Origin of the sequence: Rhizobium sp. AC27/96 (assembly GCF_001692325.1) — a bacterium.
Classification (GTDB): Bacteria; Pseudomonadota; Alphaproteobacteria; order Rhizobiales; family Rhizobiaceae; genus Rhizobium.
In genome coordinates, this window is sequence record NZ_LXKN01000005.1 from 53099 (window position 1) to 76924 (window position 23826).

Here is a 23826-nt window from a genome sequence, read left to right on the forward strand (position 1 = left end):
ATGCATCATGGCACCGAACTCATCCGCTCAGAATGGCTCAGCCTATAAATATGTCGATCACTCCTATGACGTGATCGTCGTCGGCGCCGGTGGCGCCGGTCTGCGCGCCACGCTCGGCATGGCCGAACAGGGCTTCCGCACCGCCTGCATCACGAAGGTCTTTCCGACGCGCTCGCACACCGTCGCTGCCCAGGGCGGCATTGCCGCCTCGCTGCAGAACATGACGCCGGACAGCTGGCAATGGCATCTCTACGACACCGTCAAGGGGTCCGATTGGCTCGGTGACGTCGATGCGATGCAGTACATGGTCATGGAAGCGCCGAAGGCGGTCTATGAGCTCGAGCATTACGGCGTGCCCTTCTCGCGTAACGAGGAAGGCAAGATCTACCAGCGCCCGTTCGGCGGCCACATGCAGAATTTTGGCGACGGACCGCCGGTACAGCGCACCTGCGCTGCCGCCGACCGTACCGGCCACGCCATCCTGCACACGCTCTATGGCCAGTCGCTGCGCAACAATGCCGAATTCTTCATCGAGTATTTCGCGCTCGATCTCATCATGTCCGACGATGGCAGCCGCTGCACCGGCGTTGTCGCCTGGTGCCTCGACGACGGCACGATCCATCGCTTTGCCGCCAAGATGGTGGTGCTGGCGACCGGCGGCTACGGCCGCGCCTATTTCTCCGCAACCTCGGCCCATACCTGCACCGGCGACGGCGGCGGCATGGTTGCCCGCGCCGGCCTGCCGCTGCAGGACATGGAATTCGTGCAGTTCCATCCCACGGGCATTTACGGTTCTGGATGTCTGATCACCGAAGGCGCTCGCGGCGAAGGCGGCTATCTCGTCAATTCCGAAGGCGAGCGCTTCATGGAGCGCTATGCTCCCTCCGCCAAGGACCTTGCATCGCGCGACGTGGTTTCTCGCTGCATGACGCTGGAAATCCGCGAGGGTCGTGGCGTCGGCAAGAACAAAGACCACATCTTCCTGCATCTCGACCACCTCGATCCGGCCGTGCTGCACGAGCGTCTACCCGGCATTTCCGAAAGCGCCCGTATTTTCGCCGGCGTCGACGTGACCCGCGAGCCGATCCCGGTTCTGCCGACGGTTCACTACAACATGGGCGGCATTCCCACCAATTACTGGGGTGAAGTGCTGAATGCCGACAGCGAAAATCCCGAGCGCATCCTGCCGGGCCTGATGGCCGTCGGCGAAGCCGGCTGCGCCTCGGTCCACGGCGCCAATCGCCTCGGCTCCAACTCGCTGATCGACCTCGTTGTCTTCGGCCGTGCCGCCGCCATCCGCGCCGGCCAGGTCATCGACCGCGAAGGCCCGGTTCCGCCGGTCAACGTTGCTGCCTGCGACAAGATCATGGATCGCTTCGATCGCCTGCGCCATGCCAGCGGCTCGACGCCGACGGCAGCGCTGCGTGAAAAGATGCAACGCGCCATGCAGGAAGATGCCGCCGTGTTCCGCACGCAGGAATCGCTGGAATCCGGCTGCCGCCGCATTTCCGAGATCTGGAAGGAAATGGCCGACATCAAGGTCACCGACCGCTCGCTGATCTGGAATTCCGATCTGGTCGAGACCCTGGAACTGCACAATCTGATGGCCAACGCCATCACGACGATCTACGGCGCCGAGGCCCGCAAGGAAAGCCGCGGCTCGCATGCACGCGAGGATTATACCGAGGGCAAGTTCGCCGGCCGCGACGACGAGAACTGGCGCAAGCACACGCTTGCCTGGATCAACGAAGCCGGCGATGTGAAGCTCGACTATCGTCCCGTCCACACCGACCTGATCGCCGAAGGCATCGATCCGCACAAGATCGAGCCGAAGGCACGCGTGTATTGATCTGAGAGGAACTGACCATGGTTGAACTCGCTCTCCCCAAGAACTCTCAGATGCGCGAAGGCAAGGTCTGGCCGAAGCCGGTCGGCGCCAAGAATACGCGCGAATTCCGCGTCTATCGCTGGAGCCCGGATGACGGCCTGAACCCGAGCATCGATACCTACTATATCGATATCGACGATTGCGGTCCGATGGTGCTCGACGGTCTGCTCTACATCAAGAACAAGATCGATCCGACCCTGACACTGCGCCGTTCCTGTCGCGAGGGCATCTGCGGCTCCTGCGCGATGAATATAGACGGTACCAACACGCTCGCCTGCACCAAGGGTCTCGACGAGATCAAGGGCACGGTGAAGATCTATCCGCTGCCGCATATGCCCGTCGTCAAGGACCTTGTGCCTGACCTGACGAACTTCTACGCCCAGCATCGCTCGATCGAACCGTGGCTGAAGACGGTTTCTCCGCCGCCGGCCAAGGAATGGAAGCAGAGCCATGAGGACCGCCTGAAGCTCGACGGCCTCTACGAATGCATCCTGTGCGCCTGCTGCTCGACCTCCTGTCCGAGCTACTGGTGGAACGGCGACCGCTATCTCGGTCCTGCCGTGCTGCTGCAGGCCTATCGCTGGCTGATCGACTCCAGAGACGAAGCCAAGGGCGAGCGCCTTGACAATCTCGAGGATCCGTTCCGCCTCTATCGCTGCCACACGATCATGAACTGCGCGCAGACCTGCCCGAAGGGTCTGAACCCGGCCAAGGCGATCGCCGAAATCAAGAAGATGATGGTCGAGCGGCGGGTCTAACCCGCCGGCGACTACCCAAGCCAAGTGGCGATGAGGAAGATGCTCGCATGACCATCGAAGGCTTTGCCCCGGAGGCCGTGGCCGAAATCCGGCTGCGGCTTGCTTCGGTCAAGGCCGAGGGCATCCGCATCGGTTTTGCCATCGAAAGCGGGAGCCGTGCCTGGGGTTTCCCTTCGCCTGATAGCGACTACGATTGCCGCTTCGTCTATGTCAGGTCGGAGCAGGATCATCTGACCTTGTTTCCTCATCGCGATGTCATCGAGTTTCCAACCGTCGGTGATATCGATACCGGTGGATGGGATCTGCGCAAGGCGCTGCTTCTGGCGCTGAAGGGCAATGCCGTTCTTGTCGAGTGGCTGAAATCGCCCATCGTTTATGAAGAGGAAATCGGTTTTCGTGATCGACTAGGCACGTTGCTGCAGGAAATCATGGTGCCGGAGAAGGTCGCTCAGCACTATATCGGCCTGATGAAACAGCATCGGCCCGATGGGAGCGCTGAACCCGTTCGCTTAAAGAAGCTGCTTTATTCCATCCGCCCTGCAATAGCGCTCGAATGGATGCGGCAAACGGATTTTGCCAGGCTGCCGCCAATGAACATGCTCGAATGTCTTGCCGATATCGATTTGGACAAGGACATTCGGGCAACCATTCTGCAGTTGGTGGCGGTCAAGAAGGAGACGCGCGAAATGGGAGAAGGCGTACCGCCGGCACCGCTCACGGAGTTTCTATCGGTCTCGCTCGGACGCTATTCCGATTTCTCGGTCAAGTTTCGCGAAGACCATGGGCGGGACAAAAGCATGCAGGAATTTGCCGATCGCTTCTATCTGGATGAGGTTCGTCGCGTTAGGCCTTGAAACCACCCGATTCTTGTCCAGCTATGGCCTGCGGCAATTTATGGCGGTATCGACTTGATTAACCAAAGTGAAATACGATAATTCCCACATCATTGAGCATCACTTTGCAAATGTCAGCGGTGGACGATTAATTAGGAGTGTGATGATGCAGTTCAGATATGCAGTGACGGCTGCGGTGATAGGCCTGTCGCTTGCCGGTTGCCAGCGCACAGCATACAACGACAATTATTCGGCTCCGCCGGTGCAGGCAGCGCCTGTTCCCTCCGTTCAGTCAAGCCAGCTTCCTCCTGCGAACGGCGGCGACCCCTCGCAGTTTCCGGCCGCGCCGTCGAATGCGCCGAATGCGGGCAATCCGCAACAGCAGCAGGCGATGGCCGCTTCCGCCATGGACGTCACCAAGGAGTCGATGGTCGGCAGTTGGAAGGTCAGCAACGGCGGATCGAGCTGCGACATGTTCCTGACGCTCACCAATCTCGGCAGCGGCTCTCGCGGCGGCACGCGCGGTTGCTCGGGCGAGCTTACCGCAATGGGCTCCTGGGAAGTTTCCGGTAAGCAGATTCTTTTGAAGAATCGCGACGGCAGCACGATCGGTACCCTCTACAAGACGGCCGATTCGCGCTTTGACGGCTCTACCGCTTCCGGCCAGCCGATCGGCCTTAGCCGATAAGCTTATCTGACGGGGCAGCGTCTTTCGGCGCGCCCCTTTTTGCACAGGCGGATATTTCCCCATGCAGCCCATGCCCGACTATTCCCTCAGCGTCAGCGAGCAGCTGAAGGCGTTGACGGCTTCCGGATCGCTTCAGGTGGATTCGGCGCAGATGAATGTGGCGAAACTGCTCGATCGCGTGCTTGCCGATCTCAAGCGGAGGCGCCCGGCCAGCAAGGCGAGCGCGCTCGGCTGGATGTTCGCCGCGCGCAGGAAGCCGGTCGAAACCGTCAAGGGCCTCTATATCCACGGCAGTGTCGGGCGCGGCAAGACGATGCTGATGGATATGTTCTTCGCCATGGCGCCCTGCCAGAAGAAGCGCCGCGCGCATTTCCATGAATTCATGACCGATGTTCACAACCGCATCGCGGCGCAGCGGTTGAAGTTCAAGAATGGCGAGACGAAGCAGGCCGATCCGCTGCCGCCGATCGCGGCCGATCTTTATGGCGAGGCCGAACTGCTCTGCTTCGATGAGTTCACCGTCACCGATATCGCCGATGCGATGATCCTGTCGCGGCTATTTTCCGAGCTTTTTTCGCTCGGATGCGTGCTGGTTGCCACCTCGAATGTGGAGCCGGACAACCTCTATCGTGACGGGCTCAATCGCGGCCTGTTTCTACCCTTCATCGATCTCTTGAAGCGCTACGTCGATGTGGTGACGCTCGATTCGCCGACCGATTACCGCATGGAGAAGCTGAACAGCCAGCCCGTCTATCTCACACCGCTCGACCAGCGCACCGATATGGCGATGGATGCATCCTGGATGCAGGCGCTGCACGGACGCCGGGCGCAGCCGATGGAGATTCCGCGGAAGGGGCGCTCCATTCACGTGCCGCTGGCGGTCGACCGCATGGCGCGCTTTTCCTTCACCGATCTTTGCGAAGCCGCACTTGGTCCTGCCGATTTCCTCGCCATAGCCGAGCGTTTCGATACGATCTTTCTCGACCGCGTACCGAAGCTCGGGCCGGACAAGCGCAACCAGACCAAGCGTTTCATCATTCTGATCGACACGCTTTACGATCATAATATTCGCCTTTATGTTTCCGCAGCGGCCATGCCTGAGGAATTGCTGGTCGAGCGGCGTGGAACCGAAGGCTTTGAATTCGACCGCACGACCTCCCGGCTTTTCGAGATGCGCAGTGCCGAATATCTGGCCCAGACTCCGGCTAAGCGAGCCGCCGAGTAACAATTCGGTGACAGAATTTCTTACGTTTACGTAAGAAATTATCGATCTAACCGATTGAAATTGCTGATCTCAAAATAATCAATTGCCAATTTCCGCCTTTGGGTCTATGCGATTGGCGGCTATTGTGGATGCCTTGCATGGCGTCCCGCCACGGATTTTGATCGCAAAGGATACACCGAAATGGCGCGCAACAAGATCGCACTTATTGGTTCTGGCATGATTGGTGGCACGCTGGCGCATCTCGCCGGCCTGAAGGAACTGGGCGACATCGTCCTGTTCGACATCGCGGACGGCATTCCTCAGGGCAAGGGTCTCGACATCGCCCAGTCTTCTCCTGTCGAAGGCTTCGACGCCAATCTGACCGGCGCCAGCGACTATTCGGCGATCGAAGGCGCTGACGTCTGCATCGTCACCGCCGGCGTTGCCCGCAAGCCGGGCATGAGCCGCGACGATCTTCTCGGCATCAACCTCAAGGTCATGGAACAGGTCGGCGCCGGCATCAAGAAGTATGCCCCGAACGCCTTCGTGATCTGCATCACCAACCCGCTCGACGCCATGGTCTGGGCGCTGCAGAAGTTCTCAGGCCTTCCGGCCAACAAGGTCGTCGGCATGGCCGGCGTGCTCGATAGCTCGCGCTTCCGCCTGTTCCTCGCCAAGGAATTCAACGTCTCCGTCGAAGACGTCACCGCTTTCGTTCTCGGCGGCCACGGCGATTCGATGGTTCCGCTCGCTCGTTACTCCACGGTTGCCGGCATCCCGCTGACGGACCTCGTCACCATGGGCTGGCTCACCGCCGAGCGCCTTGAAGAAATCATCCAGCGCACCCGTGATGGCGGCGCCGAGATCGTCGGCCTGCTGAAGACCGGCTCGGCCTATTACGCTCCGGCCGCCTCCGCCATTGCAATGGCTGAATCCTACCTCAAGGACAAGAAGCGCGTTCTGCCCAGCGCTGCCCATCTCGATGGCCAGTATGGCGTCAAGGACATGTATGTCGGCGTTCCCACGGTTATCGGCGCCGGCGGTGTCGAGCGCATCATCGAGATCGACCTGAACAAGGCCGAGAAGGAAGCCTTCGACAAGTCGGTCGCATCCGTCGCCGGTCTTTGCGAAGCCTGCATCGCCATCGCGCCGTCGCTGAAGTAATTTCTGCGTTATAACAGGGATAAATCCATGAACATTCATGAATATCAGGCCAAGGCTCTGCTGAAGACCTATGGCGCACCCGTCGCGGACGGCGTTGCCATCTTCTCTGCCGACGAAGCTGCCGCCGCTGCCAAGCAGCTTCCGGGCCCGCTTTACGTCGTCAAGAGCCAGATCCACGCCGGTGGCCGCGGCAAGGGCAAGTTCAAGGAACTGGGCCCCGACGCCAAGGGCGGTGTTCGCCTCGCCAAGTCTGTCGAAGACGTGGTTGCCAACTCGAAGGAAATGCTCGGCCACACGCTGGTGACCAAGCAGACCGGCCCGGCCGGCAAGCAGGTCAACCGCCTTTACATCGAAGACGGCGCCGACATCGACCGCGAACTCTACCTCTCCATCCTGGTTGACCGTTCGGTCGGCCAGGTTGCCTTCGTCGTTTCGACCGAAGGCGGCATGGACATCGAAACCGTCGCGCATGACACGCCGGAAAAGATCATCACCGTCGCCATCGAGCCTTCGACTGGCGTTACGGCTGCCAACTCGGCTGCTCTTTCCGATGCGCTGAAGCTCGAGGGTGCTGCCCGCGAAGACGCCGCCACGCTCTTCCCGATCCTCTACAAGGCCTTCGTCGAGAAGGACATGGCGCTCCTGGAAGTGAACCCGCTGATCGTCATGACCAATGGCCGGCTGCGCGTTCTCGACGCCAAGGTTTCCTTCGACGGCAACGCGCTGTTCCGTCATGAAGACATCCGCGCGCTCCGCGACACGTCGGAAGAAGACGAGAAGGAAATCCAGGCGCACGAATACGATCTCGCCTATGTCGCCCTCGACGGCAACATCGGCTGCATGGTCAACGGCGCCGGTCTCGCCATGGCGACCATGGACATCATCAAGCTCTACGGTGCTGAGCCGGCGAACTTTCTCGATGTCGGCGGTGGCGCCACCAAGGAAAAGGTTACGGCCGCTTTCAAGATCATCACTGCCGATCCGGCTGTCCAGGGCATTCTGGTCAACATCTTCGGCGGCATCATGAAGTGCGACGTCATTGCCGAAGGCGTGCTTGCAGCCGTCAAGGAAGTCGGTCTGAAGGTTCCGCTCGTCGTTCGCCTCGAAGGCACCAATGTCGAGCTCGGCAAGAAGATCATCAACGAATCCGGTCTCAACGTCATCTCCGCAGATGACCTGGACGATGCCGCCCAGAAGATCGTCAAGGCAGTCAAGGGCTGATCGGGATGGCTGCTTCCTTTACTCCAACGGCTGCTCATCTTCGCCTCGGTGCCTTTGCCGGCACCTGGGAAGGGGAAGAGCATGTCGCGGCTTCGGCCTGGACGAAGGAAGGCACGGCAACAGCGCGGCTCACGGCCGAGTGTCTGTTCGGCGGATTCTTCGTCGAGCAGCGCTACGTGCAGACGCGTGATGGCGAAACCTCCTTCGAAGCGCGGAATATTTTCGGCTTCGACGGAACGGATCAGGCCTACAAGCTCTATCAGTTCGATACGGTGGGCTTCGTGCCCGCAGCGCCGGCCGCCGGCGAATGGATCGACGACAGGCTGGTTCTGACCAGGGTCTCGCCGCGCGGTGCGCAGCGCACTCTCTTCCAGTTCGAAAATGAAGACTGCTACCGCATGGGCGTCACTTTTGCGCCCGCCGGCAGCGATACATGGCAGGAGGTTGTCAGCGGCTTGTACCGTCGCGTTGCCTCTGCGTCTTCCAACCTCTCGTAACAAAGGCCTCGCATGTCTATTCTCATCAACAAAGACACCAAGGTTCTGGTTCAGGGCCTGACCGGCAAGACCGGCACCTTCCACACTGAACAGGCGCTTGCCTATCACGGCACGAAGATGGTCGGCGGTATCCATCCCTCCAAGGGTGGCGAAACCTGGACCGGCAAGGACGGCGAAAAGCTGCCGATCTTCAAGTCCGTTGCTGAAGGCAAGGACGCCACGGGCGCCAACGCCTCGGTCATCTACGTGCCGCCGGCAGGTGCCGCGGCTGCGATCCTCGAAGCGATCGAAGCCGAGATCCCGCTCATCGTCTGCATCACGGAAGGCATTCCGGTTGCCGACATGGTCAAGGTGAAGGATCGCCTGATCAAGTCGAAGTCGCGCTTGATCGGGCCGAACTGCCCGGGCGTTCTGACCCCGAACGAATGCAAGATCGGCATCATGCCGGGCTCCATCTTCAAGAAGGGCTCGGTCGGCGTTCTCTCGCGTTCCGGCACGCTGACCTATGAAGCCGTGTTCCAGACCACCAATGAAGGCCTCGGCCAGACGACGGCTGTCGGCATCGGCGGCGACCCGGTCAAGGGCACGGAGTTCATCGACATTCTCGAGATGTTCCTTGCGGACGACGAAACCAAGTCGATCATCATGATCGGCGAAATCGGCGGTTCGGCTGAAGAAGAAGCCGCACAGTTCCTCAAGGACGAAGCCAAGAAGGGCCGCAAGAAGCCGATGGTCGGCTTCATCGCCGGCCGCACGGCACCTCCCGGCCGCACCATGGGCCATGCTGGCGCCGTGATTTCCGGCGGCAAGGGCGGCGCGGAAGACAAGATTGCGGCGATGGAAGCGGCAGGCATTCGCGTGTCGCCGTCGCCGGCGCGTCTCGGCAAGACGCTGGTGGAAGTCCTGAAGGGCTGAGCCTACCTATAGCAAGACCCGGACGGGGAGCGGCAAACGCCCATCCCGTCCGGCCTTCCAATTCGCAAGTGCAGATGTGCGGTCCAAGAGGGCCGCTGACGAAATAGGGTCGCCGGACGTCCATAAGCCGGCAATGCAAACAAGTCGGGAGGCGGACGAAGGCGTCCGCATATCACCATGGCAAGGCAAGAAGCCAACGAGCAATTTCAGATCACTTCGTTCCTGGACGGCGCGAACGCTGCTTATATCGAGCAGCTCTACGCGCGCTACGAGGACGACGCATCGTCGGTATCCGACGAGTGGCGGTCATTCTTCAAGGCGCTGGAAGACAGCCCCGGCGATGTGAAGCGGGCGGCCAAGGGCGCTTCGTGGCAGCGCAAGAACTGGCCGATCCCGGCAAATGGCGAGCTGATCTCCGCCCTCGACGGCAATTGGGGCATCGTCGAAAAGGCCATCGAAACCAAGGTCAAGGCCAAGGCGGAAGCCCAGGGCAAGCCGACCGATACCGCAGACATCCTGCAGGCGACGCGCGATTCCGTCCGCGCCATCATGATGATCCGCGCCTATCGCATGCGCGGCCACCTGCATGCCAAGCTCGACCCGCTCGGCATCGCCGCTCCGGTCGAAGACTACAAGGAACTGTCGCCGGAAGCCTATGGCTTCACCGAGGCTGACCTCGACCGCAAGATCTTCATCGATAACGTGCTCGGCCTCGAATATGCGAGCGTGCGCGAAATGATCGAGATTCTCGAGCGCACCTACTGCTCGACGCTCGGCGTCGAATTCATGCACATCTCCAATCCGGAAGAGAAGGCCTGGATCCAGGAGCGCATCGAAGGCGTCGACAAGGGGATTGCTTTCAATCCCGAGCGCAAGAAGGCGATCCTGCAGAAGGTCATCGAAGCCGAAGGCTACGAACAGTTCCTCGACGTCAAGTTCAAGGGCACCAAGCGTTTCGGCCTCGACGGCGGTGAATCGCTGATCCCGGCGCTGGAGCAGATCCTGAAGAGCGGCAGCCAGCTCGGCCTCCGGGAAGCTCTGTTCGGCATGGCCCATCGCGGCCGCCTGAACGTGCTTTCGCAGGTCATGGGCAAGCCGCATCGCGCCATCTTCCACGAGTTCAAGGGCGGCTCCTACGCACCGGACGAAGTCGAAGGCTCGGGCGACGTCAAGTACCATCTCGGCGCCTCCTCGGATCGCGATTTCGACGGCACCAAGGTCCACGTTTCGCTGACGGCCAACCCGTCGCATCTGGAAATCGTCAATCCGGTCGTCATGGGCAAGGCCCGCGCCAAGCAGGACATGGGCGCCACCCTCTGGGACGGCGATATCATTCCGTTGTCCGAACGCGCCAAGGTCGTGCCGTTGCTGATCCATGGCGACGCGGCTTTCGCCGGCCAGGGCGTGGTTGCCGAAATCCTCGGTCTGTCGGGTCTGCGCGGTCATCGCGTCGCCGGTACCATGCACGTCATCATCAACAACCAGATCGGTTTCACCACCAATCCGGCCTTCTCGCGCTCGTCGCCCTATCCGTCCGACGTCGCCAAGATGATCGAAGCGCCGATCTTCCATGTGAATGGCGACGATCCGGAAGCCGTCGTCTATGCGGCCAAGGTTGCGACCGAATTCCGCATGAAGTTCCACAAGCCGGTCGTGATCGACCTGTTCTGCTATCGCCGCTACGGCCATAATGAAGGCGATGAACCGTCCTTCACGCAGCCGAACATGTACAAGGTCATCCGCGCCCACAAGACGGTGCTGCAGCTCTATTCGCAGCGCCTGATCAGCGAAGGCGTGCTGACCGAGGGCGAAGTCGAAAAGATGAAGGCCGACTGGCGCGCTCATCTCGAGGAAGAGTTCGAGGCCGGCCAGCATTACAAGCCGAACAAGGCCGACTGGCTTGACGGCGAGTGGTCGGGCCTGCACACGGCAGACAATGCCGACGAGCAGCGCCGCGGCAAGACCGCCGTGCCGATGAAGACGCTGAAGGAGATCGGGCGCAAGCTGTCGGAAATCCCGGCTGGCTTCCACGCGCACCGCACCATCCAGCGCTTCATGGAAAATCGCGCCAACATGGTGCAGACCGGCGAAGGCATCGACTGGGCCATGGCGGAAGCCCTGGCATTCGGCGCGCTTGTCGTCGAAGGCCACAAGATCCGCCTCTCTGGCCAGGATTGCGAACGCGGCACCTTCTCGCAGCGTCATTCGGTTCTCTACGATCAGGAAACCGAAGAGCGCTACATTCCGCTCGCCAACCTGTCGCCGACCCAGGCCCGCTACGAAGTCATCAACTCGATGCTTTCGGAAGAGGCTGTCCTCGGCTTCGAATACGGCTATTCGCTGGCCCGCCCGAATGCGCTGACGCTCTGGGAAGCCCAGTTCGGCGATTTCGCCAACGGTGCGCAGGTCGTCTTCGACCAGTTCATCTCGTCCGGCGAACGCAAGTGGCTGCGCATGTCCGGTCTCGTCTGCCTGCTGCCGCATGGCTATGAAGGTCAGGGTCCGGAACACTCTTCCGCCCGCCTCGAGCGTTATCTGCAGCTCTGCGCCGAAGACAACATGCAGGTCGCCAACGTCACGACGCCGGCGAACTACTTCCACATCCTGCGCCGTCAGCTGAAACGCGACTTCCGCAAGCCGTTGATCCTGATGACGCCAAAGTCGCTGCTGCGCCACAAGCGCGCCGTGTCGAGCCTTGCGGAGATGGCGGGGGAAACCTCCTTCCATCGCCTGCTCTGGGACGATGCGGAAGTGATCAAGGATAGCCCGATCAAGCTGCAGAAGGACAACAAGATCCGTCGCGTCGTCATCTGCTCGGGCAAGGTCTATTACGATCTGCTGGAAGAGCGCGAAAAGCGCGGCATCGACGATATCTACCTGCTGCGCATCGAACAGCTCTACCCGTTCCCGGCCAAGGCGCTCATCAACGAGCTCAGCCGCTTCCGCAATGCGGAGATGGTCTGGTGCCAGGAAGAGCCGAAGAACATGGGCGCATGGTCCTTCATCGATCCTTATCTGGAATGGGTACTTGCCCATATCGATGCCAAGTACCAGCGCGTTCGCTACACCGGCCGTCCGGCCGCCGCCTCGCCGGCGACGGGCCTGATGTCCAAGCATCTGTCGCAGCTTGCGGCGTTCCTCGAGGACGCGCTCGGCGGTTGAGGGGTTGCGCGATGACACGTTTTCGTTTGAAAATCGCGTCGTCGCGCTCCAGCCTTCCGCAGGATGCGACGGGGGAGAAGATGGCAGCCATGCAGCAATACGCCACCTATCGCCTGCACGAAGCAGATGCCCGATCGGCCGCCGCCGGTTGGGCAATTGCTGCGCATGGCGCTATTCGTTCCCCGGCCATCTGTCGCCGGAATTCCATCCAAACTCATAATGACGAAAATCAGGATCTGAACAATGGCCACTGAAATCCGCGTTCCTACCCTCGGCGAATCCGTCAGCGAAGCGACCGTCGGTACCTGGTTCAAGAAGGTCGGCGACGCCATCAAGGCCGATGAGCCGCTTCTCGAGCTCGAAACCGACAAGGTAACGATCGAAGTTCCGGCACCTGCGGCCGGCACCCTGTCCGAAATCGTTGCCCAGGCCGGCGAAACCGTAGGTCTCGGCGCGCTGCTCGGCCAGATCGCAGCCGGCAACGCCGCCGCCGCACCGGCTCAGGCTGCGGCGCCCGCCGCTCCGGCACCTGCCGCTGCCGCACCGGTTGCAGCGCCCGCCGTCTCCGCTCCGGCTTCCGCCATGCCGGCGGCTCCGGCAGCCGCCAAGCTGTTGGCCGAAAACAACATCTCCGCCGATCAGGTCGATGGCAGCGGCAAGCGCGGCCAGGTGCTGAAGGGTGATGCGATCGCCGCCGTTGCCAAGGCCGCCTCGGCGCCGGCCGCCGCACCGGCTGCTCCGGTCGCCGCGCGCGCGCCGACCGCCGTCGAGGACGTCAGCCGCGAAGAGCGCGTCAAGATGACCCGCCTGCGCCAGACGATCGCCCGCCGCCTCAAGGATGCGCAGAACACCGCCGCCATGCTCACCACCTATAACGAGGTGGACATGAAGGCCGTCATGGACCTGCGCAACAAGTACAAGGACATCTTCGAGAAGAAGCATGGCGTGAAGCTCGGCTTCATGGGCTTCTTCACCAAGGCCGTCACCCACGCACTGAAGGAACTGCCGGCTGTCAACGCCGAGATCGACGGCACCGACATCATCTACAAGAACTACTGCCACATCGGCATGGCTGTCGGCACCGACAAGGGTCTGGTCGTTCCGGTCATCCGTGATGCCGACCAGATGTCGATCGCCGAAGTCGAGAAGGAGCTTGGTCGTCTGGCAAAGGCTGCCCGCGACGGCACGCTGTCGATGGCTGACATGCAGGGCGGCACTTTCACCATCACCAATGGTGGCGTCTATGGTTCGCTGATGTCCTCGCCAATCCTGAATGCGCCGCAGTCGGGCATTCTCGGCATGCACAAGATCCAGGAACGTCCGGTCGCCATCGGCGGTCAGGTCGTCATCCGTCCGATGATGTATCTGGCGCTCTCCTATGACCACCGCATGGTCGACGGCAAGGAAGCGGTGACCTTCCTCGTGCGCGTCAAGGAAAGCCTGGAAGATCCGGAACGTCTGGTTCTCGATCTCTAAGGAGCTGGATCATGTCGACATGGCCCATGCGGACGCTGCGCGGATTGATGTGCGCCGTTGCCGCATGGATGCCGTCATCCGCCGGTGCGGGTGATCTCGACATTTCCAAGCTCAGCAGCAATCTCGATCTGGCGTCGCTCGGCGACGCCGATCTTGCAGCCCGGTCGATCTCCGTCCTTCGCATCGGCAATGTCGCACTGACCTCCGGCCGCATCGTTGCCAGCGACCCGCTGGTCGAGCCGGAGCGTTCGGCGCTCGCCAGAACCGTGACCCCGGGCGAATATCCCGTGACGCTCTTCGGAGCCTTCGGCCGTATTGCGGCTGCGAGCATGCGATTTGCCGAGGGCAGACCGGTGCGCTGGGAGCTGGCCGTGATCCCGGGTCAGGATATCAATTCGCTGAAAGGCGACGAGTTCTTCGGCTATCCGGTCGATGCCGGTCTCGGTTGCTATATGGATGCCGATACCTATGCTCTCATTCAGGAGCGGGAAAAGCAGGTCCAGGCGGAGAAATCGACATCCGATATCAATTATTACGACGATGTCCTGGCGCCGGAGCTGGAGGCGAACAAAGACGATTATGCCATGCACCGGCCGATATCGGGAAAGCACGGCAATGTCGCCATCTTCTCCAGCGGCTGGGGTGATGGTTTCTATCCGGTCTTCTGGGGTCTCGATGCCGGCGGAAGGCCGCTGGTTCTGTTTACCGATTTCGGCGTTACCGAGAATGCCGACGGTCGACGCGAGCCGGGAGGTCAATGATCATGCCGGCTGACCGCATGATGACACGATTGGCGGCTTCATGCTGCACGGCGATGGCTTTTGCCGTGGCTTCATTGCCTGCACATGCGGACGAATGCGTGCAGGAAAAAGCCGTTTACGTTGATATGGACAATGCCTACGAGCTTCGTTTCGAGCCCATGGGCTCGGAATCGGCGCTCAGCAACAGGTTCAAGCTGACCGTGCGCAATACTGCCGTCGTCGCCGATGGCATTGTCATGCGCACCGACGATCAATTGCGCGCGGACGGCCGGATCATGTTTGCATGTCCGGAAGGCGATGTGACCGGGGCTGATCTCAGAGCCTGCACCGTCTGGCAGGGCATGGTCTACGCCTCCGATCTCAAGGGGCATATTCGCGTGCTGCCGGCCGAAGGCGAAAGCGCGGCGGACCGGCTCTTCCTGCCGGCACTCGGCCCCTCGATCCAGAAGTCGTCCCTCTGGGGCGAAGGCAAGGCAACCGTTGCGCCCTGGGATGTCCTCAGCCTGAAAGGATGCGGCCAATGACCGACGATACACCTGTTCTTCTCGTCACCGGCGGCAGCCGCGGCATCGGCGCCGCGGTTTGCATTGCCGCCGCGCAGCATGGCTGGGCGGTTGCGGTCAATTACGCATCCAACAAGGATGCGGCCGAAGCCGTGGTAGAGACCATCCGCCAAGCGGGCGGCGAGGCCATTGCGATTGCCGGCGATGTCGGCAAGGCCGAAGACATCAAATCCATCTTTGCCCAGGTCGACGCGCATTTCGGCCGCATCGACGGCCTGGTCAACAATGCCGGTATTGTCGGGGTTATCCAGCGCCTCGACGAAATGACGCCGGAGCGGCTGGACCGCATGTTCCGCGTCAATATCACCGGCTCGATGCTGGCGGCCGCCGAGGCCGTGCGCCGCATGTCGACCCGCCACGGCGGCAAGGGTGGCGTGATCGTCAACGTCTCTTCGCTGGCCGCTACCTTGGGCGGTGGCGGGCAGTATGTCGATTATGCCGCCTCGAAGGGCGCGATCGATACCTTCACCGTCGGGCTCGCGCGAGAAGTTGCGGCCGAAGGCATCCGCGTCAATGCCGTCCGTCCCGGCATCATTGATACCGATATTCACGCCGCCGCCGGCCTGCCGGACCGGGCTCGCGACATCGCGCCGCAACTGCCGATGAAACGGGCGGGAACGGCCGATGAAGTCGCCGACTCCATCCTCTATCTCTTGAGCCCGCATGCATCCTATATAACGGGTGCGCTGCTCGACGTGAGCGGCGGCCGCTGATCAGAATGGGTGGGTGACATGCAATATATTCTCGAATTCCTCGGCCTGATGGCTGTCTTCTCGATCTTCATCGTTGTTCCCGGTGCCGATTTTGCCGTGATCCTGCGCCAGAGCATCGTGCATGGCCGCCGCGCCGCCATGATGACCGGGCTTGGCATGGGCTTCTCTCTGCTCTTTCACATCAGCTACACCATTCTGGGTCTCGGCCTGATCGTGTCGCAATCATTGATGCTGTTCAGCATGATCAAATGGGCCGGCGTTCTCTACCTGGTCTATCTGGGCATCAAGTCCTTCCGCGAGCCGGGCTTCAAGGTGGCCGAAATCGAGATCACCGATGCGGACCGCAAGCCGGTCTCCGTCTGGCGTTGCCTGGCGACGGGCTTCATCACCAATGCGCTCAATCCGAAGCCGGTGCTGTTTTTCCTGTCGCTGTTTTCGACGCTCGTGCACCACGACACCCCGGCCTTGATCCAGTTCAGCTATGGCATCGGCATGGCTACGGCGCTCGTCGCCTGGTTTGCCGGCGTCTCCATCTTCTTCACCGTCAAGCCGGTTCGCGATCGCTTCATCGCGTCGGGCAAATGGTTCAACCGCATCACCGGAGCGGCGCTCGTCGGCTTCGGCATCCGCCTCGCCCTGGCGCGGGCGGCCGACTAACAGAGATATAAAACAAGGAAATTAAACCATGTCCTACGATGTGATCATTATCGGAACCGGTCCCGGCGGCTATGTCTGCGCAGTCAAGGCAGCGCAGCTCGGCCTGAAGGTGGCGGTCGTCGAAAAGCGTGCGACCTATGGCGGCACCTGCCTCAACATCGGCTGCATCCCTTCCAAGGCGCTGCTGCATGCTTCCGAAATGTTCCACCAAGCGGGCCATGGCCTGGACGCGCTCGGTGTGGAAGTTGCCGCGCCGAAGCTGAACCTGGGCAAGATGCTGGCGCACAAGGATGCGACCGTAAAGTCGAACGTCGAGGGCGTCGCCTTCCTCTTCAAGAAGAACAAGATCGATGCCTTCCAGGGCACCGGCAAGATCGTTGCCGCCGGCAAGGTTGCCGTGACGGCCGACGACGGCAAGGTCACCGAGATCGAGGGCAAGAACATCGTCATCGCCACTGGCTCGGATGTTGCCGGCATTCCCGGCGTGCCGCTCGAGATCGATGAGAAGGTCATCATCTCGTCGACCGGCGGCATCGCGCTCGACAAGGTGCCGGGCAAGATGATCGTGGTTGGCGGTGGCGTTATCGGCCTCGAGCTCGGCTCGGTCTGGTCGCGCCTTGGCGCCAAGGTTACCGTTGTCGAATATCTCGACAGCATCCTCGGCGGCATGGACGGCGAAGTCTCCAAGCAGTTCCAGCGCATGCTCGCCAAGCAGGGCCTGGAATTTCACCTGGGCGCCAAGGTTGTTGGCGTTGAGAAGTCTGGCAATGGCGCGAAGGTCACCTTCGAGCCGGTCAAGGGCGGCGACAAGGTTGTACTCGACGCCGATGTCGTGCTGGTCGCGACCGGCCGCAAGCCGTATACGGCTGGCCTTGGCCTGGAAGAAGCCGGTGTCGTGCTCGATAATCGTGGCCGTGTCGAAATCGACGGCCACTTCAAGACCAATGTCGCCGGCATCTATGCTATCGGCGACGTCGTGAAGGGCCCGATGCTGGCGCACAAGGCCGAAGACGAGGGCGTGGCGCTGGCCGAAATCCTCGCTGGCCAGGCCGGTCACGTGAACTACGACGTCATTCCGAGCGTCGTCTACACCCAGCCGGAAGTTGCTTCCGTCGGGAAGACCGAGGAAGAGCTGAAGGCTGCGGGTATTGCCTACAAGGTCGGCAAGTTCCCGTTCTCCGCCAACGGCCGTGCCCGCGCCATGCTGGCGACAGATGGTTTCGTCAAGATCCTGGCCGACAAGGAAACCGATCGGGTTCTCGGCGGCCATATCGTCGGCTTCGGCGCCGGCGAGATGATCCACGAGATTACCGTTCTGATGGAGTTCGGCGGCTCGTCCGAGGATCTCGGACGCACCTGCCATGCGCATCCCACAATGTCGGAAGCGGTGAAGGAAGCAGCGCTTGCGACCTTCTTCAAGCCGATCCACATGTAAGATCGGGCATTTAAGCTCGGTCGAATACTGGGATTGCAATGCACAAACGATGATGCGATGAACGGGACACTCGTTCATCGCATCAGCGATCCGCTCCCATCCAGCGAAGCAAGCATGTCACGCCAAATCCCAGTCATTGCCATCTCCCTGAAGCTTTTCATTGCAACTCTGCTCACGGTCCTTGTGCCCGCTGCGTTGCCGGCCCTTGCGGAAACGCAAGCCGTCGCCTGGCCGCAGGCCACCAGCGATCTGCCCGTGGAAACCGGTATCCGTTTCGGCACGTTGCCGAACGGAATGCGCTTCGCCATCATGCACAATGCGACGCCGGCGGGGCAGGTGGCGATCCGGTTTCGCATCGGCACCGGCTCGCTCCAGGAGAATGACGATCAGCAGGGCCTGGCGCATTTTCTAGAGCATATGGCCTTCAAGGGTTCCACCCATGTCGCCGAAGGCGAGATGATCCGCACGCTCCAGCGCCTTGGTCTGGCCTTCGGCGCGGATACCAATGCGTCCACCAGCTACAATGAGACCGTCTATGCGCTCGATCTGCCCGAGGCCGACAAGGAGACAGTATCCACCGGCCTGATGCTGATGCGCGAGACGGCGAGCGAACTGACGCTCGATGCCGGCGCCTTCGACCGCGAGCGCGGTGTCATCCTCTCGGAAGAGAAGCTGCGCGACACGCCGCAATATCGGGGCGGGATCGGCTTCGTGAACCTGCTGCTGCCCGGCCAGCGCGTGCCGCAGCGGCCGCCTATCGGCAAGACCGATATTATAAGCAATGCTCCGGTCGATCTGGTACGCGACTATTATCGCACCAATTACCGGCCCGAGCGTGCGACGCTGATCGTGGTCGGCGACATCGATCCGGCTGCTCTTGAAGCCGATATCCGCAACCGGTTCGGCAATTGGACGGCGAAGACGCCGGCGCCGGCGGATATCGATCTTGGTGCGCTTGAAAAGCATGGAGAGCGTGTCGGGACGGTGATCGTGCCGGGTGGTGCCACCCGCGTGCAGATCGCCTGGACCCGCCCTTACGATGCCTCGCAGGATACGGTTGCCAAGCGTCGGCAGCAACTGGTCGAAGGAATCGGCCTGGCTGTTCTCAACCGCCGCATATCTCTCTTGGCACAACAGCCCAACCCGCCCTTCGTCAGCGTGCAGGCCGGCTCACAGGACCTGTTGAAGTCCGCTCACGTCACGATGATTGCCGCTGACAGCGATCCAGACAAATGGCAGACAGCGCTCAACGCCATCGATCAGGAGCAGCGCCGCATCGCTGAGTTCGGTGCCGCGCAAAGCGAGGTTGACCGCGAGATTGCGGAATACCGCTCGACATTGCAGGCAGCGGCGGGTGGCGCGGCAACGCGCACGAGCCCGGACATCGCCGCATCGCTCGCCTGGAGTGTCGGTGAAGGCGCGGTCTTTACCTCGCCTGCAGATGATCTCTCGCTGTTCGATGCCGCAATGAAGGGTCTGACTGCCGCCGAGGTCAACCAGAGCCTCCAGGCTGCATTTGCGGGCAATGGTCCGCAACTGGTGCTGCAAATTCCGCAAATGCCCGAAGGTGGTGATGCGGCCGTCGAAAAGGCCTATGCCGATTCGCGTGCGACGCCGGTTACCGCGCCAGAGCATACGGCAGCGGTCGCATGGCCTTACACCAATTTCGGGCCATCGGGCGATGTTGCTGAACGGCGTGTGATCGATGACCTCGGCGTGACGATGGTGCGCTTTGCCAATGGTGTGCGCCTGACCGTCAAGCCGACCAAGCTCCGCGCCGATGAGGTTCTGGTCCGTGTCAATGTCGGCCACGGCCGGCTCGATCTGCCGCATGATCGGCCGCTGCCGCTTTGGGCGGCGCCGGCGGTGCCGCTGTCCGGTCTGAACGCTATCAGCTATGACGACATGCAGAAGGCATTCGCCAGCAATGTCCTCGGCAGCGATTTTTCCGTTCAGGATGGCGCCTTCAAGTTCGAGGGAGCCACGCGGCCGAGCGATCTGGCGACGCAATTGCAGCTTCTCACGGCCTATGTCTCCGATCCGGCTTATCGCCCCGATGTCTTCAAGCGGGTGCAGCAGGCCTATCTGAACAGCCTGCCGCAGCTTCAGGCAGCGCCGGGCACCGTGGTCGGCCGCGATCTTCCCGGCCTTCTGCATTCCAGCGATCCGCGCTGGGCTTTCCCGGACAGGACGCAATTGCTCGATGCCAAGCCGGAAGATTTCGAGGCGGTCTTGCGGCCGGCCATTGCCAAGGGACAGATCGAAGTCATCGTCGCCGGCGATGTTCAGGTTGATGATGCCATCCGCATGACCGCACAGACCTTCGGCGCGCTGCCGGCTCGCCCCGATACGCAGGAGCAGGCCGAGGACAGTGATGTGCATTTCCCGGCACCGACGCCACAACCCGTCGTGCTGCTTCATGATGGGCGCAGCGACAATGCCGGCGCGCTCGTCGCCATGCCGATCGGCGACTTCTTCTCCGATTTGCCGCGCGCGGCTGCTGCCAATGTCACAGGTGCGATCCTCCGCAATCGTCTGATCGATCAGTTCCGCATTGCAGAGGGCGCGACTTACAGCCCACAGGGAGATGTCGATCTGTCGCGGTCGATACCAGGCTATGGCTTTGCCTATGTCTATCTGGAGACGACGCCCGCCAAGGTGGATCACTTTTTCGATCTCGTGGACAAGATCGCCGCCGATTTGCGGGACAGGGACGTTTCTCCAGATGAGCTGACGCGGGCGAGGGCTCCGATCGTTGAGGAGATAAAGCGCTCGCAACAGAGCAATAATTATTGGCTGGAGGGCCTTCGCAACGCCCAGACGGACCCACGCCGTCTCGAGCGTATTCGCGGCAACATCACCGGCTATCAGTCGATTACGGCGCAGGATGTCCGTGCGACCGCGACCACATATCTGAAATCGGATACGGCCTGGCGGCTGAAGATATTGCCGGCTAACGCATCGGCTCTACGCTAGAGCGACCCAGCACTTGGCGAATTTTGTCTAGGTGCTGTTGCTGGAATAGGGGTGATTGCGGTTACCGGTCAAAAGCCATTCTCATATTCAACATGTCCGAGCGTTACCGGCGCGATTTGAAATCCGCTTGGCCGGCTCCGAAATCCTGGCTGATTCAATCGATCCTCGACGGATCGCTTCGCCAATTTCAAATCGGTATAGAGGCCGATTCCGAACGTATTGGTGCACTGCCATTGATCGGCATAGGAGTGAAAAACATACCACAGTCGATCCGGACTGTTTTGGATGTCGGAATCGAGAACCGTTTCTCCCGAGGTGGGTGATTCAGGCTCGGGCATAGCTTTGTCACCTTGCATCGTGACAAAACCTTCCATCCAGCCACCCCGGTCAAGTACCTCCTTGCGAATGAAAAATCCCTTCCGGTATTCCTTGAATCCCGGCATTTGCTTCAGCTTTGCAACAACGGTCCGAGCCTGTGCGCGGCTCTGAAAGAAGCCGATTATCTTAACATGTTCGCAAAAAGCATCATCTTCGAACTCATGCAAAACAGACCATACGTTGTTCGTTCTCATCATCTCTCTCGCTGCACTCGTTCCCTCGACGCGCGAGCACGGTCAGTTGACGGCAGTCAGCGTATAGCCCTGCTTGCGCAGCAACTGGACGACGCCCTGATCACCGGGAAGGTGGAGGGCGCCGACTGCCATCATCACATTGCCTTTTTCCAGATAGGGCACGATGCGCTTTGCCATAACTTCATTGCGGTCGGTGATGATGCGCTGGTTGAATACGGCCTCGATGGTCTTCTCATCGGAGAGGTCGTCGGCGAAGGCCTTCATCAAACCGCTGTTCCCGGTCAAATAAAGCGCGATCAGAGTCTCCGTGACGTCATTCATGTTGTAGGGCAATTGGAAAGCCTGCAGGAGGCCCTTCATCGTCAGGTCATCAGGCAGATCCGCCATCGCCTGGAATTGCTCGAGCGGCGTTTCTAGCCCTTCGACATCCACGCCCTTGGTCTCGGCCTGCACGGCCAATTGCCTGTCCAGAACAAAGCCGCCGTTGGAATTCCGTTCGGGGGCGCACATCAGAAGCGAGGTGTAAAGAAACCAGGGGCGCATGCGGAGAACCGAGGTGATCGGTATGCCTTTTTTCGCAAGCGCGGCTGCGATCTGCGCCGTCTCGTCAGCCGGCAGGATATGATCCAGAGGCTTTTCAGCCGGCAACATCGTCAGTTCCGGATGTTTCAGAAGCTCTATCGCGATGGTGTTGGGCTTGGAGATTTCCTTCAACTCCAGCACCAGAGTGTTGATATGGTCGAAGGCACTACGAAATTCAGCGGGCAATTTCAGCACGCGCTCGTCGCTGGAATGGATGGTGCCGAAAAGCCACGAAGGCTTCACGCCGGGCTTTTCGATCTTCCAGAAGATGCTGTGGCCGTTTCTGACATTCGCTGCATCGTCCATCATCGTCTGGTAGCGTGACGGGTCTTTTTTCCGTAACTCCAGGAGAATATTGCTGCCGGCGCAGTTTCCGAAGCCATCCGCCCGTGCCGGCGTGCCGGCTGGTGCGAACAGGAAAGCGGCCAGAAGAAGCATCGCGGCGATGCGGGATGCGATGCCTTTGAAGCAGCCTCCCAATTTTACAGGAAAGCTGTTTCTCATAAAAATCCGGATGTGGGTTTGACCAACATCGCATGAGTATGGCTGAGCGATCTGCCCAACTCAAGCACTAGTTGCGGGCGTGCGGATCACCGGTTCAGTTTGCTGCGGTAACGGTAAAGCCCTGCTTGCGGAATAGCGCCACCAGGCCCTGATCTCCCGCCAGATGCAGCGCGCCGACGGCGATGAAAACATTGCCCTTGTCTAGGATCGGCGCGGAGCGTTCGGCCATGACCTTGTTGCGGTCGAGGATGATGCGCTGCTCGAAAGCGGCGGTATCGTCATCCGAGATATTCTGGTCGGGCTCGATCACCTTCAGCATGGGGATCATCGCGCCGATATTGCCGGCAAGATAGAGGTCGGTCATCGTTTCGTTGACGTCGTTGATCTTGTCGCCGAGGCTGAGCGTCTGGATCAAGGACTTCAGATGCAGCGCCACCGGCAGATCGCTCATTGCCTTGGCCTGCTCCGCCAGCGTTTCCAGACCCTTCACCTGCTTGCCTTCCGCCGTGGCGTCGGTTGCCAGCTTCTGATCGAGGAATTTCGCGCCGGCGGTCTTGCGGCGAACTTCGCAGCCGGTCATCTCGAAGGAGCTTGCGATCAGCCAAGGCTGCATGCGGGAGACGGCGGCAAGCGCGATGCCACGCTGCTTCAATCCGGCCTCCAGCTTGGCGTTATCCTCGGGCGACAGATGCTCGCTGATGGTCGAACCATCGCTGAGCATCATCAGGGACGGATTGGCGAAGAGGGCGGCAGCGGCCTTCTTGTCGTCGAGGATTTCGTCGGATTCGACGACGATCGTATCGGCGGCGGCGACTGCTTCTGGTGCACCCTTCGGCATGGTGAGCACGCGCGAATCCGAGACATGCATGGTGCCCAGCAGCCAGGACGGCTTCAGGCCCTGCTTCTCGATCTTCCAGAAGATGCCCTTGCCGTTTTCCACCTTGTCGCCGGCCTCGATGATGGAGGCGTATTTGGCGGGATCGCTCTTTTGAAGTTCGGCCATCAGATCCTTGCCGCCGCAGCTGTCGGATGCGATTTCGTCAGCGCGTGCCGGCTGCAGCGCCAGCATGGTTGCGATCAGGGCGATGGCCAGCATCAGCGGGAAGCTGGTTGCAAGCCAAAAGAGGATATCGCCGAGTGCCGGCTTCGTCGACCGCATCGCCTTGGATCCGAGGGCAGAAATCATTGAAACCTTCCGCTGGCAAAGAGCATGCTTACTGAAGCGCGAAAGCGGCTTTCAGGAGACATGCGAATACA

General features: G+C 60.9%; 21 protein-coding genes. 18 read left to right on the forward strand and 3 right to left on the reverse strand.

Annotation, left to right across the window (positions count from 1 at the left end):
- The first annotated feature begins 7 nt into the window (after positions 1 to 7).
- From sdhA to A6U86_RS08250, 18 genes are all read left to right on the forward strand, one after another.
- A complete protein-coding gene (gene sdhA / locus A6U86_RS08165) occupies positions 8 to 1849 on the forward strand; it encodes a succinate dehydrogenase flavoprotein subunit (RefSeq protein ID WP_068388853.1) in 1842 nt (613 codons plus the stop codon).
- Between the two features lie 17 nt (positions 1850 to 1866).
- The gene (locus A6U86_RS08170) at positions 1867 to 2646 is read left to right on the forward strand and encodes a succinate dehydrogenase iron-sulfur subunit (protein WP_068388856.1); all 780 of its coding nucleotides are present in this window, start codon (positions 1867 to 1869) and stop codon (positions 2644 to 2646) included.
- A gap of 47 nt (positions 2647 to 2693) precedes the next feature.
- Positions 2694 to 3500: a nucleotidyltransferase domain-containing protein gene (locus A6U86_RS08175; protein WP_068388859.1), complete on the forward strand. Its 807-nt coding sequence runs from the start codon at positions 2694 to 2696 to the stop codon at positions 3498 to 3500.
- A 145-nt stretch (positions 3501 to 3645) separates the two neighbouring features.
- Positions 3646 to 4167, forward strand: coding sequence for a protease inhibitor Inh/omp19 family protein (locus tag A6U86_RS08180; protein WP_068389205.1), 522 nt, complete (start codon positions 3646 to 3648; stop codon positions 4165 to 4167).
- Positions 4168 to 4228: 61 nt separating this feature from the next.
- Positions 4229 to 5392 carry a cell division protein ZapE gene (gene zapE, locus A6U86_RS08185; RefSeq protein ID WP_068388862.1) on the forward strand — a complete coding sequence of 388 codons (1164 nt, stop codon included), beginning with the start codon at positions 4229 to 4231 and terminating at the stop codon, positions 5390 to 5392.
- A gap of 180 nt (positions 5393 to 5572) precedes the next feature.
- Positions 5573 to 6535, forward strand: a complete 963-nt coding sequence (mdh, locus tag A6U86_RS08190) for a malate dehydrogenase (protein WP_068388864.1) — start codon at positions 5573 to 5575, stop codon at positions 6533 to 6535.
- Positions 6536 to 6562: 27 nt separating this feature from the next.
- Positions 6563 to 7756, forward strand: coding sequence for an ADP-forming succinate--CoA ligase subunit beta (gene sucC / locus A6U86_RS08195; protein ID WP_068388866.1), 1194 nt, complete (start codon positions 6563 to 6565; stop codon positions 7754 to 7756).
- A gap of 5 nt (positions 7757 to 7761) precedes the next feature.
- A complete protein-coding gene (locus A6U86_RS08200) occupies positions 7762 to 8253 on the forward strand; it encodes a DUF1579 family protein (RefSeq protein ID WP_068388869.1) in 492 nt (163 codons plus the stop codon).
- Positions 8254 to 8265: 12 nt separating this feature from the next.
- Entirely contained in the window at positions 8266 to 9168 is a 903-nt protein-coding gene (sucD, locus tag A6U86_RS08205; protein ID WP_068388874.1) for a succinate--CoA ligase subunit alpha, read from the forward strand.
- 177 nt (positions 9169 to 9345) lie between these two features.
- Complete coding sequence (locus tag A6U86_RS08210; protein WP_068388877.1) at positions 9346 to 12330, forward strand: 2-oxoglutarate dehydrogenase E1 component; 2985 nt, start codon at positions 9346 to 9348, stop codon at positions 12328 to 12330.
- Positions 12331 to 12341: 11 nt separating this feature from the next.
- Complete coding sequence (locus tag A6U86_RS08215) at positions 12342 to 12584, forward strand: hypothetical protein (RefSeq protein ID WP_068388880.1); 243 nt, start codon at positions 12342 to 12344, stop codon at positions 12582 to 12584.
- Complete coding sequence (odhB, locus tag A6U86_RS08220; RefSeq protein ID WP_068388883.1) at positions 12574 to 13806, forward strand: 2-oxoglutarate dehydrogenase complex dihydrolipoyllysine-residue succinyltransferase; 1233 nt, start codon at positions 12574 to 12576, stop codon at positions 13804 to 13806. The genes A6U86_RS08215 and odhB overlap by 11 nt, the downstream gene beginning before the upstream one ends.
- A gap of 11 nt (positions 13807 to 13817) precedes the next feature.
- A complete protein-coding gene (locus tag A6U86_RS08225) occupies positions 13818 to 14567 on the forward strand; it encodes a DUF4241 domain-containing protein (RefSeq protein ID WP_068388886.1) in 750 nt (249 codons plus the stop codon).
- Between the two features lie 53 nt (positions 14568 to 14620).
- Positions 14621 to 15091, forward strand: coding sequence for a hypothetical protein (locus A6U86_RS08230; protein WP_198929036.1), 471 nt, complete (start codon positions 14621 to 14623; stop codon positions 15089 to 15091).
- On the forward strand, positions 15088 to 15843 hold the full coding sequence (locus A6U86_RS08235; RefSeq protein ID WP_068388889.1) for an SDR family oxidoreductase: 756 nt from the start codon (positions 15088 to 15090) through the stop codon (positions 15841 to 15843). The genes A6U86_RS08230 and A6U86_RS08235 overlap by 4 nt, the downstream gene beginning before the upstream one ends.
- 18 nt (positions 15844 to 15861) lie before the next feature.
- Positions 15862 to 16500 carry a LysE family translocator gene (locus A6U86_RS08240; protein WP_068388892.1) on the forward strand — a complete coding sequence of 213 codons (639 nt, stop codon included), beginning with the start codon at positions 15862 to 15864 and terminating at the stop codon, positions 16498 to 16500.
- Positions 16501 to 16528: 28 nt separating this feature from the next.
- Positions 16529 to 17935 carry a dihydrolipoyl dehydrogenase gene (lpdA, locus tag A6U86_RS08245; protein ID WP_068388895.1) on the forward strand — a complete coding sequence of 469 codons (1407 nt, stop codon included), beginning with the start codon at positions 16529 to 16531 and terminating at the stop codon, positions 17933 to 17935.
- 114 nt (positions 17936 to 18049) lie between these two features.
- A complete protein-coding gene (locus A6U86_RS08250) occupies positions 18050 to 20911 on the forward strand; it encodes a pitrilysin family protein (RefSeq protein ID WP_068389211.1) in 2862 nt (953 codons plus the stop codon).
- A gap of 68 nt (positions 20912 to 20979) precedes the next feature.
- On the opposite strand, the gene A6U86_RS08255 is transcribed toward A6U86_RS08250, so the two are convergent.
- The 3 genes from A6U86_RS08255 to A6U86_RS08265 all read right to left on the reverse strand — a co-directional run bounded on the left by A6U86_RS08255 (position 20980) and on the right by A6U86_RS08265 (position 23755).
- Positions 20980 to 21483, reverse strand: a complete 504-nt coding sequence (locus A6U86_RS08255) for a hypothetical protein (protein ID WP_141683657.1) — start codon at positions 21481 to 21483, stop codon at positions 20980 to 20982.
- Positions 21484 to 21525: 42 nt separating this feature from the next.
- Complete coding sequence (locus A6U86_RS08260) at positions 21526 to 22569, reverse strand: TraB/GumN family protein (protein ID WP_068388901.1); 1044 nt, start codon at positions 22567 to 22569, stop codon at positions 21526 to 21528.
- Positions 22570 to 22663: 94 nt separating this feature from the next.
- Positions 22664 to 23755 (reverse strand): TraB/GumN family protein, encoded by a 1092-nt coding sequence (locus A6U86_RS08265; RefSeq protein ID WP_068388904.1) that lies wholly within the window; start codon positions 23753 to 23755, stop codon positions 22664 to 22666.
- Positions 23756 to 23826: the final 71 nt, after the last annotated feature.